Origin of the sequence: Flavobacterium aquaticum, from assembly GCF_003259835.1 — a bacterium.
GTDB classification, from domain to species: domain Bacteria; phylum Bacteroidota; class Bacteroidia; order Flavobacteriales; family Flavobacteriaceae; genus Flavobacterium; species Flavobacterium aquaticum.
In genome coordinates this window covers 1-16,419 of the sequence record NZ_QLMI01000008.1, presented here as the reverse complement: position 1 = coordinate 16,419, position 16,419 = coordinate 1, and the positions used below count along the sequence as shown (strand labels likewise).

6 protein-coding genes and 1 pseudogene are annotated in these 16,419 nt (G+C 35.8%); 6 read left to right on the top strand and 1 reads right to left on the bottom strand.

Translation table 11 applies throughout. The features are described 5' to 3' along the window. Nucleotides 1-432 precede the first annotated feature (432 nt). Both B0I03_RS11695 and B0I03_RS11690 read left to right on the top strand, forming a co-directional pair. Nucleotides 433-6,276, top strand: coding sequence for a GEVED domain-containing protein (locus tag B0I03_RS11695; protein ID WP_111567632.1), 5,844 nt, complete (start codon nt 433-435; stop codon nt 6,274-6,276). Nucleotides 6,277-6,561: 285 nt separating this feature from the next. After that, nucleotides 6,562-11,853, top strand: a complete 5,292-nt coding sequence (locus B0I03_RS11690; RefSeq protein ID WP_111567631.1) for a GEVED domain-containing protein — start codon at nt 6,562-6,564, stop codon at nt 11,851-11,853. On the opposite strand, the gene B0I03_RS11685 is transcribed toward B0I03_RS11690, so the two are convergent. Beyond that, on the bottom strand, nt 11,854-12,180 hold the full coding sequence (locus B0I03_RS11685; protein ID WP_111567630.1) for a hypothetical protein: 327 nt from the start codon (nt 12,178-12,180) through the stop codon (nt 11,854-11,856). 28 nt (nt 12,181-12,208) lie between these two features. Here B0I03_RS11685 and B0I03_RS11680 point away from each other — a divergent pair, with 28 nt between their 5' ends. The 4 genes and pseudogenes from B0I03_RS11680 to B0I03_RS11665 all read left to right on the top strand — a co-directional run. After that, a complete protein-coding gene (locus tag B0I03_RS11680; protein WP_111567629.1) occupies nt 12,209-12,388 on the top strand; it encodes a DUF5522 domain-containing protein in 180 nt (59 codons plus the stop codon). A gap of 130 nt (nt 12,389-12,518) precedes the next feature. Then, complete coding sequence (locus B0I03_RS11675; RefSeq protein WP_111567628.1) at nt 12,519-14,495, top strand: urocanate hydratase; 1,977 nt, start codon at nt 12,519-12,521, stop codon at nt 14,493-14,495. Nucleotides 14,496-14,574: 79 nt separating this feature from the next. Further along, nucleotides 14,575-15,090, top strand: coding sequence for a DUF4136 domain-containing protein (locus B0I03_RS11670; RefSeq protein WP_111567627.1), 516 nt, complete (start codon nt 14,575-14,577; stop codon nt 15,088-15,090). A 122-nt stretch (nt 15,091-15,212) separates the two neighbouring features. Then, nucleotides 15,213-16,419: pseudogene (locus B0I03_RS11665) on the top strand (hypothetical protein); the annotation flags it as partial.

Sequence of the window (16,419 nt, the reverse complement as noted above, 5' to 3'; positions counted from 1 at the left end):
AAAAATCCACCAAAAGAAATCCTACTGTTTTAAACATAAAAAAAAGATCACCTCAAACAAGTATTTTCTTTAAACCGCTCACTTTCAGATAAAAATAAACTAAAAACAAACAATTTGTTACAAATAAAACATAAAAACACTAACCAACTTAATTTCAACTAAATAAAGCTACATATTGACGATTAAAATTTTGTAATTAAAAAAATAACTATACATTTGTCCACTGAAACAGTTATTCCATAAAAAGATACAGTTATTCTTTTTTTTGAATAATTTATTCCATACATTTACAATACAACTTTTAATTTAGTTGTTGTGTAAGGAAGAAAACGGAGAAGTTAACTTAACTAAATTTAACAAAGTTAATTTCGAAGTATACTTGCGAAACATAAGCTTCCCCAAGCCAATTGTTTTACTTAAATTTTAATTTTTATGCAAAAAAATTACTTAACAAAAATGGTGAAGTCGATGATTAACCCCTTAATATCGACATCAAAAAACTGGAAAAAAAGCACAACCACTTGGTTAGTTGCTTTATTTGTGCTTTGTGGGGTTTCTGATGTCTTCGGACAGGTAGCAAATTACACCTTTTCCGAATCTGCAGGGACTTACACATCTGCCGCAGGAACAACCGTCCATGCTTCGGGATGGGATGATGCGGTTTCGGCTAATACAATCCCACTTGGATTCACATTTGTATTCAACGGAACAAACTACACTACATGTTCTATTGCTACTAATGGTTTTTTAACTTTTGGAGGTACAGTAGCCGCGACAACCGAATTTACACCAATTTCTTCTGGTACTGGTTATGCAGGAGCTATTAGTGCTATTGGTTATGATTTAATTTCTAACGCATCTACAATAACCTACACAACAACTGGTACTGCTCCAAACAGAACTTTTATTGCTCAATGGAATAATGCTAACAGATATAGCTCAGGAGTAATTGCTGGAAATTTTAATTTTCAGATAAGATTAAACGAAACAACCAACGTTATAAATATAGTTTACGGAGCATGTGCACCAGCTACTAACACTAATTACAATGTACAAGTTGGTTTAAGAGGTGCTTCAAATGCTGATTTTAATAATCGAAGTTTTGCATCAAATGCAATATGGGACAATGCAACTACTGCTGGTGGTGCTAATAATGCAACTTGCAGAACAAGAAGTAGCGCATATCCTACAACAGGTAGAACATTTACTTGGACACCTCCAACACCTCCAACAATAACTTCTTTTACACCATCAAGTGCTTGTGCTAGTTCTTCACAAACAGTCGTTATTACAGGAACCAATTTTACAGGAGCAACCGCAGTTACAATTGGAGGAACAGCTGCTGCTTCGTATGTAGTTAATTCTGCAACACAAATTACTGCAACAATAGGAACAGGGACAACAGGAACTGTTCAAGTTACAACACCAGGAGGTAGCGCAACATCTGCAGCTACTTTTACAGTAAATCCTTTACCTGCTAACCCAGGAAATCCTACAAGTAATTCCCCACAATGTAACCCTCCTGGCGTTACACTTACAAGAACAGGAACACCACCTGCAGGAGTAACATGGTATTGGCAAACGGTTGCAGGAGGCACAAGTACCGCTAATAGCGCAGCTACTTTTGTTGCTACAACTTCGGGCACCTATTATTTAAGAGCACAAAATGACACAACTGGGTGTTGGAGTACTGGTTCAGGAAGTCTTGCTATAACCGTAACTCCTTCTTTAAGTGCTATTGCAGGAACACCTGCTCCAACAAATGCAGCAACTGGAATTTGTTATGCTGGAGGATCACCATTAACAAGTTTAACTTGGAATGCCGTTGCAGGAGCAACTTCTTATGATGTATATTTTGGCGCTGGAAGTTTACCTGGCACAGCAATTGCAAACGTAGCTACTAACTCTTATACGTTAGGAACTTTAAGTGCTAGCACTACTTATTACTGGCAAGTTGTACCAAGAAATGCTTGTGGAGCCACTACTGGAACTCCAGCAACTTGGACTTTTACCACTACAGCTGCACCGTGTGCTTGTGTACCTACAAGTACTAATGATACGTATCCAATTTCTAACGTTACCTTTGCGGGGATTAACAACAATTCATCTGCAACAGTTGCAGCCGGACCAGATTATCAAGACTTCACTACTATATCTGGAAATGTTACAGCAGGAAGTACTTACAATATTTCTGTAACTTCCACTGGAGCAACTGGGAATACCTTTTACCAATATGTCTTTTTCGATTGGAACAACAATGGCAATTTTTCTGACGATGGAGGTCCTTACAATATTGGAAACTACACTACTGCAACAGGAACTTTTAATTTAAACATTACAATACCGCTTACTGCAACAATTGGAACTATTAAATTTAGAGTAGTAAACAGCTTTAACACAATTCTTAATCCTTGTGCTACTACTGGATATTTCCAAATGGAAGATTACAGTTTAAATATTATAGCACCTCCAGCATGTACAACTCCTACTGCAGTACCTACTTCATTAGTACTTAGTGCAGGAACTCCTTCGGGAACTGCTATTAACGGAAGTTTTACAGCTGCAGCACCCGCTCCTAATTCTTACTTAGTTGTAGTGAGCACTTCAAATATTGCACCATCTATTTCAAACGGTACTACTTATACTATAGGAGGTAATGCAGGAGTAGGATATACTGTAGTTGATACAGACACTAATACTACTTTTACAGCCGGAGGTTTAAATCCATCAACTACTTATTATTTCTATGTTTATTCAATGAATAATGTTTGTAGTGGAGGTCCTTTATACAATACAACTCCTTTAACAGGAAACTTAACTACAGGCGCAACAGCACCTACCTATTGTAACGCCACCACACTAACAGGACAAGCTACTCGTTATATTGATGATATTAGCTTCTTAGGTATGTTGAATGGTAATATTTACAATTTGAACACAGGTTCTACAACTACACCAGCACCCGGAGGTTATCAAGACTGGACTGGTTTAGCTACTAGACCGAGACAAGCACAAGGTGGCGGAGTTAACATTTCATTTGAAAGTAATTCTCGCGGAACTTGGAAAGCTTGGGTAGATTGGAATAAAGATGGAGATTTTACAGATGCTGGTGAATTAGTTTATACCTCTGCAGGTGTTGCCATGATTACTAATACTTTCGGATTTATCATCCCTAATGGTGCAACTCCTGGGGATTATAGAGTTAGAATTAGAACTTATAATGCATTTGGAAATTATAATGCAACTGGAGGAGCTTGTGATGACCCATCTTATGAATACTATGGTGATGGAGCAGGGCACTTTGATAGTTGTACACAGTTCAGTACTTATAGTCAATTCATAAATAATGGTTGCGGAGGCGCTACAGTAAATTTCACAGAATACGGAGAAGCAGAAGACTATTTATTTACTGTAGTAGAAATGTGTTTGGCTAACATTGTTACCGTAACTGATGGTGAAATCTGCGGACCTGGAGCGGTAAATGTATCAGTAACTGGAACACCAGGAACTACACAATACAGATGGTATAGTGCAGAAACCGGAGGAGCTTTACTAGCAACAACTGCAACTGGTAGTTGGACTACACCTGCTATAGCAGCTACAACTTCTTACTGGGTAACTGCATTTAACGGAAGTTGTGAATCTTTAGTAAGAACAGAAGTTATTGCTAAAATTAGCCCACTACCAACTATCACATTTACACCTTCAGTACCAGAAGTATGTGGTGAAAACAATGTAGTATCTATCACGGCTGGCGGAGACACTGAATTAGTATATTTAATAGACGAAAATTTTGAAGGAAGCGGATTAGGCGTATTTTCTAATGATCACATCACTAGCACTGCCTACAATACACAAACTGCTTGGCAAAAGAAAACTAGTACATATATCCCTAATGGATCTTCATGGTATCCAGCAATTTCCTCTAATTTTGGAGCCAATCATTTTGCTATTGTAACTTCAGATATTGGAACCAATGGAATAACCATTCATAATGCTTTGGTTTCTCCTTCTGTGAACACTAGTACATTCTTAGATTTAACATTAACTTTTAGAATGTATTTTTCAAGATATTATCCTGACGCTGGAGCAACACACAACCCAACATTAGAATACATGCAAGTTGAAGTTTCTGATAATGGCGGAGCTTGGACAAGTATTTCAGGAGGCAATATAGTTACTGACCAAGGTTATGGAACTGATTTCAAAGAATTCAGTTACGACATGAGTGCTTACATCAACCGTCCAAACATTAGAGTTCGTATTCGTTATTATGCTCAAGATTGGTATGATGGTGCGGCAGTTGATGATATTCAATTATTTGGAAAAAGACCATTAAACACTTCTTTTAACTGGACAAGTGTATTACCTGTTGATGCTTATCTAGATGCTGCTTGTACAACAAATTATACAGTAGGCACACCTGCGGTAACCGTTTACATAAAACCAACAATGGCGCAGTTAGAACAAACTACGTATTCGTTTACTGCGACTGCAGTATTGAACAATGGATGTTCTGCAAGTAGTTTAGTTACTATTGACAATAAATCAAAAGTTTGGAAAGGTGGAACAAATGGGGATTGGAATAATCCAAACAACTGGTCACCTGTAGGAGTACCAGATGCTAACACTTGTGTTATCATACCTCCTGCTGCAAATAATTCTAATGTTTTAGGAACAAATTATAATGGATTTGGAAAAACATTACAAGTTATTAATGGTGGTTCTTTAACTTTACATCCATCAAACACACTAACAATAACAGATTTTGTTGAAGTTAGAGGAGCTACAAGTATATTTAACGTAGAAAATAGTGCAAGTTTAATTCAAATAAACAATGTTGCTAACACAGGTAACATTTCTATGAAACGTAATGTTAATATTAGAAAACTAGATTATGTTTATTGGTCATCTCCAGTAGCTAACTTCCAAGTAAGCGCAGTATCTCCAGGTACATCCGCAGGATATAGATTCAAATGGATTCCAACAATTGGAAGTAACACTAACGGTTGGGGGAATTGGACAGCAGCAAACGAAGCAATGGTAGCTGGAAAAGGATATATCGTAAGAGGTCCTAATTCATACACTACAGTTCTTCAAAACTTTACTGCTAACTTTGTAGGCGTACCTAACAATGGTACTGTTAATATGCCAATTAGCAGAGGTACTTACGACGGAGTTGATTACCCAACAGGAGTTTCTTCAACACCAGCTACTAAAGATGATGACAACTGGAACTTAATTGGTAACCCTTATCCTTCAGCTGTAAATGCAAACTTGTTCTTAGCTACAAATACAAACATCGCTGGATTTATTAAATATTGGACACACGGAACTTTACCTTCAAATGTTACATCAGACCCATTCTACAACAATTATGTCCAAAACTATTCTGTTGGAGATTATGTAACTTACAATGCAACTGGAGCCAATCCAGCAATTGGAAATGGTAATATTGCAGCAGGTCAAGGATTCTTTGTATTGATGAATCACACATCAGGCGCAACAACTGAAAACGTTGTCTTCAACAATAGTATGAGAAGAAACGATTATAGAAATGATCTTTTCTTCAGAAATGCAAACGTAACTGATGCTGGTATTGATGAAAAAAATAGAATTTGGTTAAACTTAATTAGTCCAGCTTCTACTTCAAGTACAGCATTGATTGGTTATGTTTCTGGAGCTACAAACGAACTTGACAGAATGTATGATGCGCCAGCTTTAGGTGTAAAAACAAACTTTGAATTATATTCAGTATCAAATTCAGATAAATTAAACATTCAAGGTAGAGCTTTACCATTCAATAATGAAGATCAAATTCCATTAGGAGTAAATATTGCCCAAAACGGTGTTCACACGATCGGAATTTCAACGGTTGATGGTTTATTTGAATCACCTGAACAAACTATTTTCCTTGAAGATAGAACTTTAGGAATTACACATGATTTACGTACAGCTCCATACAGCTTTACTGCAACAACTGGAAGAAACGAAAATAGATTTGTTTTGAAATTTACTAATACAACTTTAGGAAATGAAGACTTTGTTGCAAACAATGTAACGGTTTATACGAATGAATCTATCAATATCAATGCAGTTAATCAAACTATTAAATCTGTTACAGTTTACGATTTATTAGGAAGAGTTTTAGGAACATTCAACAATGTAAATTCAAATACATTTACAAGTAAAAATATTGCAAAAACACAAACTACATTATTAGTAGAAGTTACTCTTGAAAATGGCGCTTCAAAAACCATCAAAGTGATTTTCTAACACATAAAATTTCTAATAAAAAAATGGCTGACTTAATCGTTAGCCTTTTTTTTATTAGAATAACAACCAAACTACATAAAAAAAACATATCGCATAATTTTAAACTCAAAAACCACAATAGTTATCAACAAATTAAACATTTCTTAACAAAATATTCATTTTTAGTTGCACAATACACAAAAAAAACTATTTTTGTGTAAAAATTATAATTAACAACTGTAATTAAATTCGTAATAACTGTAATCAAATACATAACAATTGTAAATTAACACACAACAACTTAAAATGAAAACTATTCCTCTAATCTTTCTCAAAAACTTTTTGGTTTTTCTGTTTTTTATTTTTACAACAAATTCTTTTTCTCAGAGCGGAAATGATAATTGTGCCAATGCATCAGTTTTACCTTTAGGTACTTCATGTACAAATACAAGTTTTACCTTTACATCTAATACCGTACAAACAGGAACTGCAAATCCTGCACTATGTAATTCTGTTACAGCTACAAGAGATGGCTGGTATACTTTTACAACTGGGGCAACTACAAATCAAGTTACTTTAACTGCCGAAGGCAACAGACCATGGGCTGTGGCAATATACTCAGGAAATTGTAGTGGGTTTACACAAATAGCGTGTGATAATGCGGGTGGCGGAACACCTAGAACATTAAACCCAACAGTTTTGCCAAACACAACTTACTATGTAAGAATTGCCAGAACAAATACAGGTACAAACGGTTTTAGCGGAACAGTCTGTGTTTATGACACTACTGTAAATACTAATTTTACGTGTGCAACAGCTACAAATCTCCCTTGTGGAACAACAAATCTTTCAGGAACTACAGTAGGCTCATCAGATATTTCTCATGGTACTGGGTGCTCTATGAGTAATTATGGTGCTTGGTATACTTTTGTTGGAGACGGTCAAATTACAACAATTTCAACTAATCCCTCTTTTGATATTAAATTATCCGTAGCTACAGGCTCATGTGGTTCTCTAACCAATATTGCCTGTACAGATTCATCACCTGAGTCCGCAAGTTTTTCTACGGTTAATGGCGTAACTTATTATATTTATGTAGCCTATTGGTTAAGTGGAAGTTCAACAACTGGAACATATACAATTTCAAGAACTTGTAGCGCACCAATAGTTAACGACAATTGTACTGGAGCAATAAGTGTCCCTGTAAACCCAACCAGAACATGTACTTCTACAGTTTCTGGAACCATCTTAGGAGCAACTGATTCTGGGGTAACCGGAAGTAGTTGTGGCGGTACTGATGATGATGACGTATGGTACAGCTTTGTTGCTACTTCAACTACACATCATATTGAACTTTTAAGCGTTACTGGTAGCACTACCGATTTATACCACGCTGTTTATAGTGGTGCTTGTGGAAGTTTAGGAACAGCGATTTTATGTTCAGACCCAAACACAAGTATGGTAACTGGTTTAACACCAGGAAATACGTACTATTTACAAATATATTCATGGGGAAGTTCATCTGGTCAAAATACAACATTTAACATTTGTATCTCAACAGATCCTCCATGTTCGGCTCCTGGAGCGCAAGCTACAGGCTTTACTGCTGGAACAATAACTTCAAATTCATTTCCTGCTACTTTTTCAGGAACTGCAGATAGTTATTTAGTAATACGTTCTACATCAGCTACACCTCCTACTCAACCTGTAAATGGTGTAATTTATACAGGGGCTAACATAGGAACTTTAGGAACTGGCTTAACAGTTGTTCAAGACGGAACTTCAACAAGTATCGCAGGAACAGGTTTAACTGGAAACACACGTTATTACTATTACATTTACGCCTACAACAATAGTGGCTGTTCAGGTGGACCGTTATACAATGCATCAGGACCTTTAACAGGTAATGCTGTGACTTGTCCTGCTACTCCAACTCCTGTATCTACATCAAGTACTTTAACAAGTATTGATTTCTCATGGCCATCATCTTTGGGAGGTGGTATAAATGCTGTAACGTATCAATTACAAATTACAACAGATGCTGGATACACAGCTAATATAGCAGGTTCTCCTTTTACAATCAATCATCCAACCACTACTTTAAGCGTAACTGGCTTGGCTTCAAACACAACTTATTATTACAGAATTAGAGCAAATAATGGATGTTGGAGTACATACACTACTGGAACTGCAACTACTGGATATTGCGTACCAACTAACACCTATTCAACATCTTACTATATTAGCGGAGTAACCACAACAGGTGGTATTGCAAATATTAGCAATACGCCAACAGGATTCTCAGCATATACTAATTATTCTGCACAATTTGTAAGTCAATTACCTGGCAGTAATTTCTCTATTACCGCTACACACCCTTCAAGTAGTTATGGATATAACGTTTGGGTTGACTGGAATAATGATTTAGATTTTAATGATGCTGGTGAAAATGTACTATCTACAGGATATCTTACCTCTCCAGCTGCTTTAGGAAATATAACAATTCCAACAGGTCAAGCACCGGGTAATTACAGAATGAGAATTAGAAATGCTTATCTAGATAATCCTGCCCCTTCATGTGGATCACACGATTATGGAGAAGCAGAAGACTATACCGTTAGAGTAATTGCTCCGCCAGCTTGTGCCGGAACACCAAATGCTGGTACTGCAACTACAACACCTAATACAGGTTGGCCAGGATCTAACTATACAGTATCGGCTACCGGATATTCTATTGCATCAAACTTAACTTTTCAATGGCAATTTAGTACTGATGCTGGTGGAACATGGACAAATGCTGGTGCTGCAACAAGTACATATTCTAACTATAGCGCAACAGCTCCTGCAAGTGGAATTGTTCACTGGAGATTGGTAGTAACGTGTACAAATAGTAGTCAAACTGCTACATCTACTACAGGAATTTTTACTACAATGACTGTGAGTGATGTTGAAACTGGATGTCCAAATGTAGTATCTGGTGGTTTAGGATTAAATGGAGCTGACCCTCTAGCAATAAACTGTACAGCATCTTCAACATGTGTTGATCTTGAAGCTACGTATTTAGATTTAGGAGAAACCACAAGTTATATTGTCGAACCAATTGCTTATAATCCTCCATTCGCATTTAATGGATTAGCAAATCCAGTGAGTGTGAACACAGATGACGTTTGGTCTCCTATAGTTCCTCTACCTTTTGATTTTTGCTTTTTTGGTAATACATATAACCAGTGTGTAATTGGTTCTAATGGAATTCTATCTTTCAACACTTCTCTTGCAAGTAGTTCAAGTGGATATAGTTTTAGTAACAATATCCCAATTAGCGGAGATGGTCGTTTGGTAGAAAATTCAATTTTTGGAGTTTTCCACGACATTAACCCTGGTGTAGGAGGACAAGTTGGATGGGAATTAATAACATTACCAACAGGTTGTAGAGCATTAGTTGCTTCTTGGTCTGATGTACCTATGTTTGATGAAAATTCAATTTTGTATACAGGTATGATGGTACTTTATGAAAACTCTAACATCATTGAAGTTTACATCAAAGAAAAAAATATCGATAACTTTGGTGCAGGAACATGGAATGATGGTAATGCAATTGTAGGTATTCAAAATGCTACAGGTACAATAGCATCAGTAGCACCAGGAAGAAATGGATTAGATCCAAACTGGTCAGCAACAAATGAAGCTTGGCGTTTTGTTCCAAGCGGAAACTCTATTGCTTCTATTGCTTGGTACGAAGGTTCAGGAACAACAGGTCCTGTTGTAGGAAACACTCCAAACATAAACGTATGTCCTACTTCAACCACAACATATACTGCTGAAATTACTTACACATTATGTGATGGAAGAACAATAAAAGAAATTGACGAAACTACAGTTACCATTAATGGTGCAAAAGTTTGGGATGGTTCTGTTAGTACAAACTGGAATGTAGCAAATAACTGGACTCCAGCAGGAGTTCCAACAGCTATGGATTGTGTTGTTATTCCTGATACTGCAAATGACCCTATTGTTTCTGGAACTAACTTTAACGCTTTAGGTTTAAATTTAACTATTGATAACAATGCAACTTTAACTATTACACCTGATAATGCTATAACAATTACAGATTGGGTTAATATTAATACAACTGGTGATTTAGTTCTACAGAATAGTGCAAGTTTAATTCAAATTAACGATGACGCTAATCAGGGAACTATGCATATGACAAGAACTGCAAATATTCGTAAATTAGATTACGTATACTGGTCATCTCCAGTAACAAGCTTTGGTTTAAGTAACGTTTCCCCAGGAACCACAGGTAACAAATACAAATGGATTCCGACAATTGGATCAAATACTAACGGATTTGGTAATTGGGTAGGAGCAAATGAAAATATGGTTATTGGAAAAGGCTACATTGTTAGAGGCCCAGATGCTTTTACTACTACGGTTACTCCTTTTAACGCTGTTTTTGCAGGAACTCCAAATAATGGAACAATAACAACTCCAATAGCAAGAGGAACATGGAACGGTGGAACATATCCTACAGGTGTTTCTTCAACTTTAGGAACAAACAATGACGACAATTGGAATTTACTTGGAAATCCATATCCATCTGCTATTGATGCCATAGATTTCTTAACCTTAAATACAAATATTGATGGTTTCATAAACGTTTGGACACATGGAACTTTACCAAGTTCTGCAATTGCCGATCCATTTTATAACAACTATCAATACAATTACAGCCCTGGCGATTACATTACTTACAATAGTTCTGGTATTTCAAGTGGTCCTGGTACATTTGGTGGATACATTGGAGCAGGTCAAGGTTTCTTCGTATTAATGAATCATACTTCTGCTTCACCTTTAGAAAATGTTACTTTTAACAATTCTATGAGAAGTAGTGCTTATGACAACACACAATTCTTTAGAACGTCTAATGATAATGGAAGAATTTGGCTAGACCTTATTGCATCAAATGGTTCAAATGTTAGAAATTTAGTTGCTTACATAGATGGAGCTACAAACAATAGAGATCGTATGTTTGACGCAATTACAGATGAAAAACTAAGTCTTAATTTATATTCGTTAATTGGAGATGAATTAATGAAAATTCAAGGAAGAACATTACCATTTGACCAAGAAGATCGCGTTCCAATGGGAATAAAAGTTCCTCAAAATGGAAATTACACAATTGGTATTGGTGCTGTTGACGGATTCTTCACAAACGATCAAAATATTTATCTAGAAGATAAGGAAAACAATACAATTCACGATCTAAGACTTAATCCTTACAGCTTTACAGCTAACGCAGGAAATCATCCAAATCGTTTTGTATTACGATACACGAACGAAACTTTAGGTGGCGATGATTTAGTAGCTGATGATGCTAATTTATGGGTGTACTCTTCAGATGTATTATCTGTGAAATCAACAAAAAATACAATTCAATCGGTAAGAGTATTTGATGTTTTAGGAAGACACTTAGCCTACTATCCAAATGTTGATGGCTACGAAGTTCCTTTAACTACAATTCAGAAAAACAATGCTGGATTGATAATTCAAGTAACATTATCAAACGGATCAGTTATTAGTAAAAAAGCAATTTACTAATCATAAATATTTTAAAAAACTCCAAAAAGACCTTTGCTTTAAATAGTAAAGGTCTTTTTCTTTAGAATAAGCCTCACGTTCAAACGAAATATTATAATAAGCTGCTCTCCTATCTTTATATTGCACCAATCGAACTAAAAATTCAATTCCATACCAAATAAAAAAGAAGACAATCAAAAGTTCCAATTGTTGTCTAATATGAATTCTTTCATGATTTAGTAAAACAGAATTCGATTTATCTTTTTTATCCGATAAAAACACAAACGGAAAAAAAGTAAACCCACGAAATCCTTTTGGAATTAAATATTTAAAAACTAGTACTATCATTTCATGCAAAGTTGCTAAATTTGTCGATATGAATAACGATTTAAATCCGAATAATTTAAAAGAAGGGGAAGATTTCTATTATACACCCGAAGGATACAAGTGTTTCACAGAAAAATACCATCTAAAAAGAGGTTATTGTTGTAAAAGTGGTTGCCGTCATTGCCCTTATGGTTTTGATAAAAAAACCGGAACTACCAAGAAAAAATAAAATGGATATACAATTATTCAAATACCGAATTAAAATTCACAAGTCCTATCATAGGTCTGATATTCGTTATCCTTAGTTTTTCAAATCAAAATTGAGGAAGAAAATTAATTAACGAATTAACCCAACAAAAATGACATTTCAAGAACAAATATTAGAAGGAATTCCATCGGTTTTACCAAATCCAAAACCGTATGAAACCGAAATAAATCATGCACCAAAAAGAAAAGAAATTCTTTCAAACGAAGAAAAAAAATTAGCTTTAAAAAATGCACTTCGTTATTTTGATGCAAAACATCATGCCGAATTAATTCCAGAATTCAAAGCTGAATTAGAAACTTACGGTAGAATTTACATGTATCGTCTGCGTCCAGATTACAAAATGTATGCGCGACCAATTAATGAATATCCAGGAAAGTGCGAACAAGCGAAAGCGATTATGTTAATGATTCAAAACAATTTGGATTATGCTGTAGCACAACATCCGCACGAATTAATTACGTATGGTGGAAACGGTGCGGTTTTTCAAAACTGGGCTCAATATTTATTAACCATGAAATATTTGGCAGAAATGACCGAAGAACAAACGTTAGCCATGTATTCTGGTCACCCAATGGGATTATTTCCATCACATAAAGACGCACCAAGAGTTGTCGTTACAAACGGAATGGTCATTCCAAATTACTCCAAACCAGACGATTGGGAAAAAATGAACGCTTTAGGTGTTTCGCAATACGGACAAATGACAGCTGGAAGTTACATGTACATTGGCCCACAAGGAATTGTTCATGGAACAACAATCACAGTTTTAAACGGTTTCAGAAAAATTAAGAAATTTCCAAAAGGCGGATTATTTGTAACTTCTGGATTAGGTGGAATGAGTGGCGCTCAACCAAAAGCAGGAAATATTGCAGGTTGCGTTACCGTTTGTGCTGAAGTAAATCCAAAAATTACACACATTCGTCATTCACAAGGTTGGATTAATGAAATTGTTGAAGATATTACATTATTAGTTGCTAGAGTTCGAAAAGCACTAGAAAATCAAGAAGTAGTTTCGATTGCTTACTTAGGAAACGTAGTAGATGTTTGGGAACGCTTTGATCAAGAAAATTTACACATTGATTTAGGTTCTGACCAAACTTCTTTACATAATCCTTGGGCGGGTGGCTACTACCCTACTGGTTTTTCTTTTGAAGAATCAAATGAAATGATGGCTAATAATCCTGATAAATTCAAAGAAGAAGTTCAAAAAACCTTACGTCGACATGCTGCTGCAATCAACAAACATACTGCAAAAGGAACCTATTTCTTCGATTACGGAAATGCCTTTTTGTTAGAAGCTTCTCGTGCTGGAGCTGATATTATGGCAGAAAATCATATCGATTTCAAATATCCAAGTTACGTGCAAGACATTATGGGACCAATGTGCTTCGACTACGGATTTGGCCCATTCCGTTGGGTTTGTGCATCAGGAAATCCAGAAGATTTAGCTAAAACTGACAAAATTGCTTGTGATGTTTTAGAAGAAATGATGAAAAATTCTCCAGAAGAAATCCAACAACAAATGGCGGATAACATTCAATGGATAAAAGGCGCGCAAGAAAATAAATTAGTTGTGGGTTCACAAGCAAGAATTCTTTATGCCGATGCCGAAGGAAGAATCAAAATAGCAGAAGCATTCAACCAAGCAATTGCTCGTGGTGAAATTGGCTACGTAATTTTAGGAAGAGATCATCACGATGTTTCAGGAACAGATTCTCCTTATCGCGAAACCTCAAATATTTACGATGGTTCTCGCTTTACAGCCGATATGGCCATTCAAAACGTAATTGGAGATAGTTTCCGAGGAGCAACTTGGGTTTCCATTCACAATGGCGGTGGCGTTGGCTGGGGCGAAGTAATTAATGGTGGTTTTGGTATGGTTCTTGATGGTAGTAAAGAAGCATCAAGACGCTTAGAGTCAATGCTTTTCTGGGATGTAAACAACGGAATTTCAAGAAGAAGTTGGGCTAGAAACGAAGGAGCTATTTTCGCAATAAAAAGAGCTATGGAGACGCAACCTTTATTGAAAATTACCATCCCTAATATAGTAGACGAAAATTTATTATAGTTTCAAGTTTAAAGTTTCAAGTTAATTCGAGATTTAAAAACTTTACTCCTGAAACCTGAAACTTTAAACAAATAAAATTATGAAAACAATTAAATTTCTTTCGGCATTATTTTTAGTCGCTACTTTGGCTTCTTGTAGTTCTGTACGAGTAAATGCTGATTATGATAAAAAAGCAATTTTTACAAACTACAAAACTTATGCTTATTTAAAAAGCGGCATTGATAAAGCTGAAATTTCTGATTTAGATAAAAAAAGAATTTTGTATTCCATCGAAGAAGTAATGGCTACTAAAGGCTTTACTAAATCTGAAAACCCAGATGTTTTAATCAGTATTTTTACAAAAGAAAGAGAACGAGTTGATATTTATCAAAATTATGGCTTTGGTTGGGGTTGGAATCCTTACTGGGGAATGGGATATTCAAATGTAACCACTACTCCAGAAGGAACTCTTTTTATTGACATAATAGATGCCAAAACGAAAGAATTGGTTTGGCAAGGTGAAGGAAGTGGTTATCTTACAAAAGATACAAATAAAAAAGATGCAAGAATAAAAGAGTTTGTTTCAAAGATATTAGAACAATATCCTCCAAAATAAAGAATTTAAAAGGTGTAAGTGTTAATTTACACCTTTTTCATTTAATATTAATTGTTTAGTAATATTAAACTTTAGCTTTTTTGTAATTTTGCATCCGCTTTTCAAATAAAGCAATTTACAAAATGAATTTTTTAAAGGTTTTGATACTATCTTTAAGTCTATTTTTAGTATCAAATAATAGTTTTTCACAATGTTTTCAAATTGAGAGTATTTTAGTAGATGCTTGTGATAACGGTTCAGACGAGGCATACAATGAAATGTTTCGAATGAAAATTGGTCCCGCACCTCTAAATACAAGTAGTTTAAGTATCAACTGGCCAGCTCAAGCTTGGTTAGGACTAGTTCAAAACGCTACTACAGCTTCAAAAGTTAGTCAACTAAATACTGCAATTGCCGCTGCTGGAGGTTGTGGTCAAATTTTAGAACCAACAGGAGGAGTTCTTCCTGCTAATGCAACAGTCATTGTTGTTACAAGCCCCAATTTAGACACCACTTTAAATTCATTCGGAGCTTTAACTTCAGATATATACATGTTATTTCAAAACACGCCTTCAAATCCTAATGCGGGTCATTTTGGAAATTATAATGCAACTCCTGCAACAAGAACTTTAAGTGTTTCTTTTGGAGGAGGTTGTACTGATAGCGTAACTTATCAACGTGCCAATCTTGTAAACTCAGTTGGAGGTGTTGGTGGCTCAATATCAGATCTAAATGGATCAACTGTTAACTTCACTCCTTCTGGTACCGCTTCTTATGTAAATAATGGCTGTATTGCCCCTGTTCCACCTTTCACCGTTGAAGCAGGTACAACTCTATCCTCTTGTGCCGGACAAACGATAAATCTATCAGGAACAGCTCAAGGACAAACTAGTGTTACATGGAGTGCAGCTTCAGGAAGTTTTTCAACTCCTAGCAATTTAACAACTTCTTATACAGTACCAACAACCGCAACAGCTGGGAGCTCAATAACTTTAACTTTATCAGTAACAAACTCTTGTGGAACCACCATAACTGACCAAATAACAATTAATATTTCTGGCAGTACTTTAACTTTAGACTCAGCAAATAACAATCAAGACATTTGTTCTGGTAATGCTATTGCTCCTATTCAATATACTTTTGGTGGCGGAGCTACTGGTGCAACTGTAACAGGTTTACCAACTGGTGTTACAGCTACAACTTCTGGAAATACTGTAACTATCAGCGGAACTCCTACTAGCCCTTTTTCGTACAGTGTAAATACAATTGGCGGATGTGGAACAGTTCCACCTTTAGTTGGAAGTATTACTTTTTCAACAAATGCTACTTTAACTTTAGACTCCGCAAACA

Bases quoted from the DNA above. Each gene is read 5' to 3' on its own strand.
- B0I03_RS11670 (WP_111567627.1), top strand. From the start codon at position 14,575: ATGAAAACAATTAAATTTCTTTCGGCATTATTTTTAGTCGCTACTTTG.
- B0I03_RS11685 (WP_111567630.1), bottom strand. From the start codon at position 12,180: ATGATAGTACTAGTTTTTAAATATTTAATTCCAAAAGGATTTCGTGGG.
- B0I03_RS11680 (WP_111567629.1), top strand. From the start codon at position 12,209: ATGAATAACGATTTAAATCCGAATAATTTAAAAGAAGGGGAAGATTTC.
- B0I03_RS11690 (WP_111567631.1), top strand. From the start codon at position 6,562: ATGAAAACTATTCCTCTAATCTTTCTCAAAAACTTTTTGGTTTTTCTG.
- B0I03_RS11695 (WP_111567632.1), top strand. From the start codon at position 433: ATGCAAAAAAATTACTTAACAAAAATGGTGAAGTCGATGATTAACCCC.
- B0I03_RS11675 (WP_111567628.1), top strand. From the start codon at position 12,519: ATGACATTTCAAGAACAAATATTAGAAGGAATTCCATCGGTTTTACCA.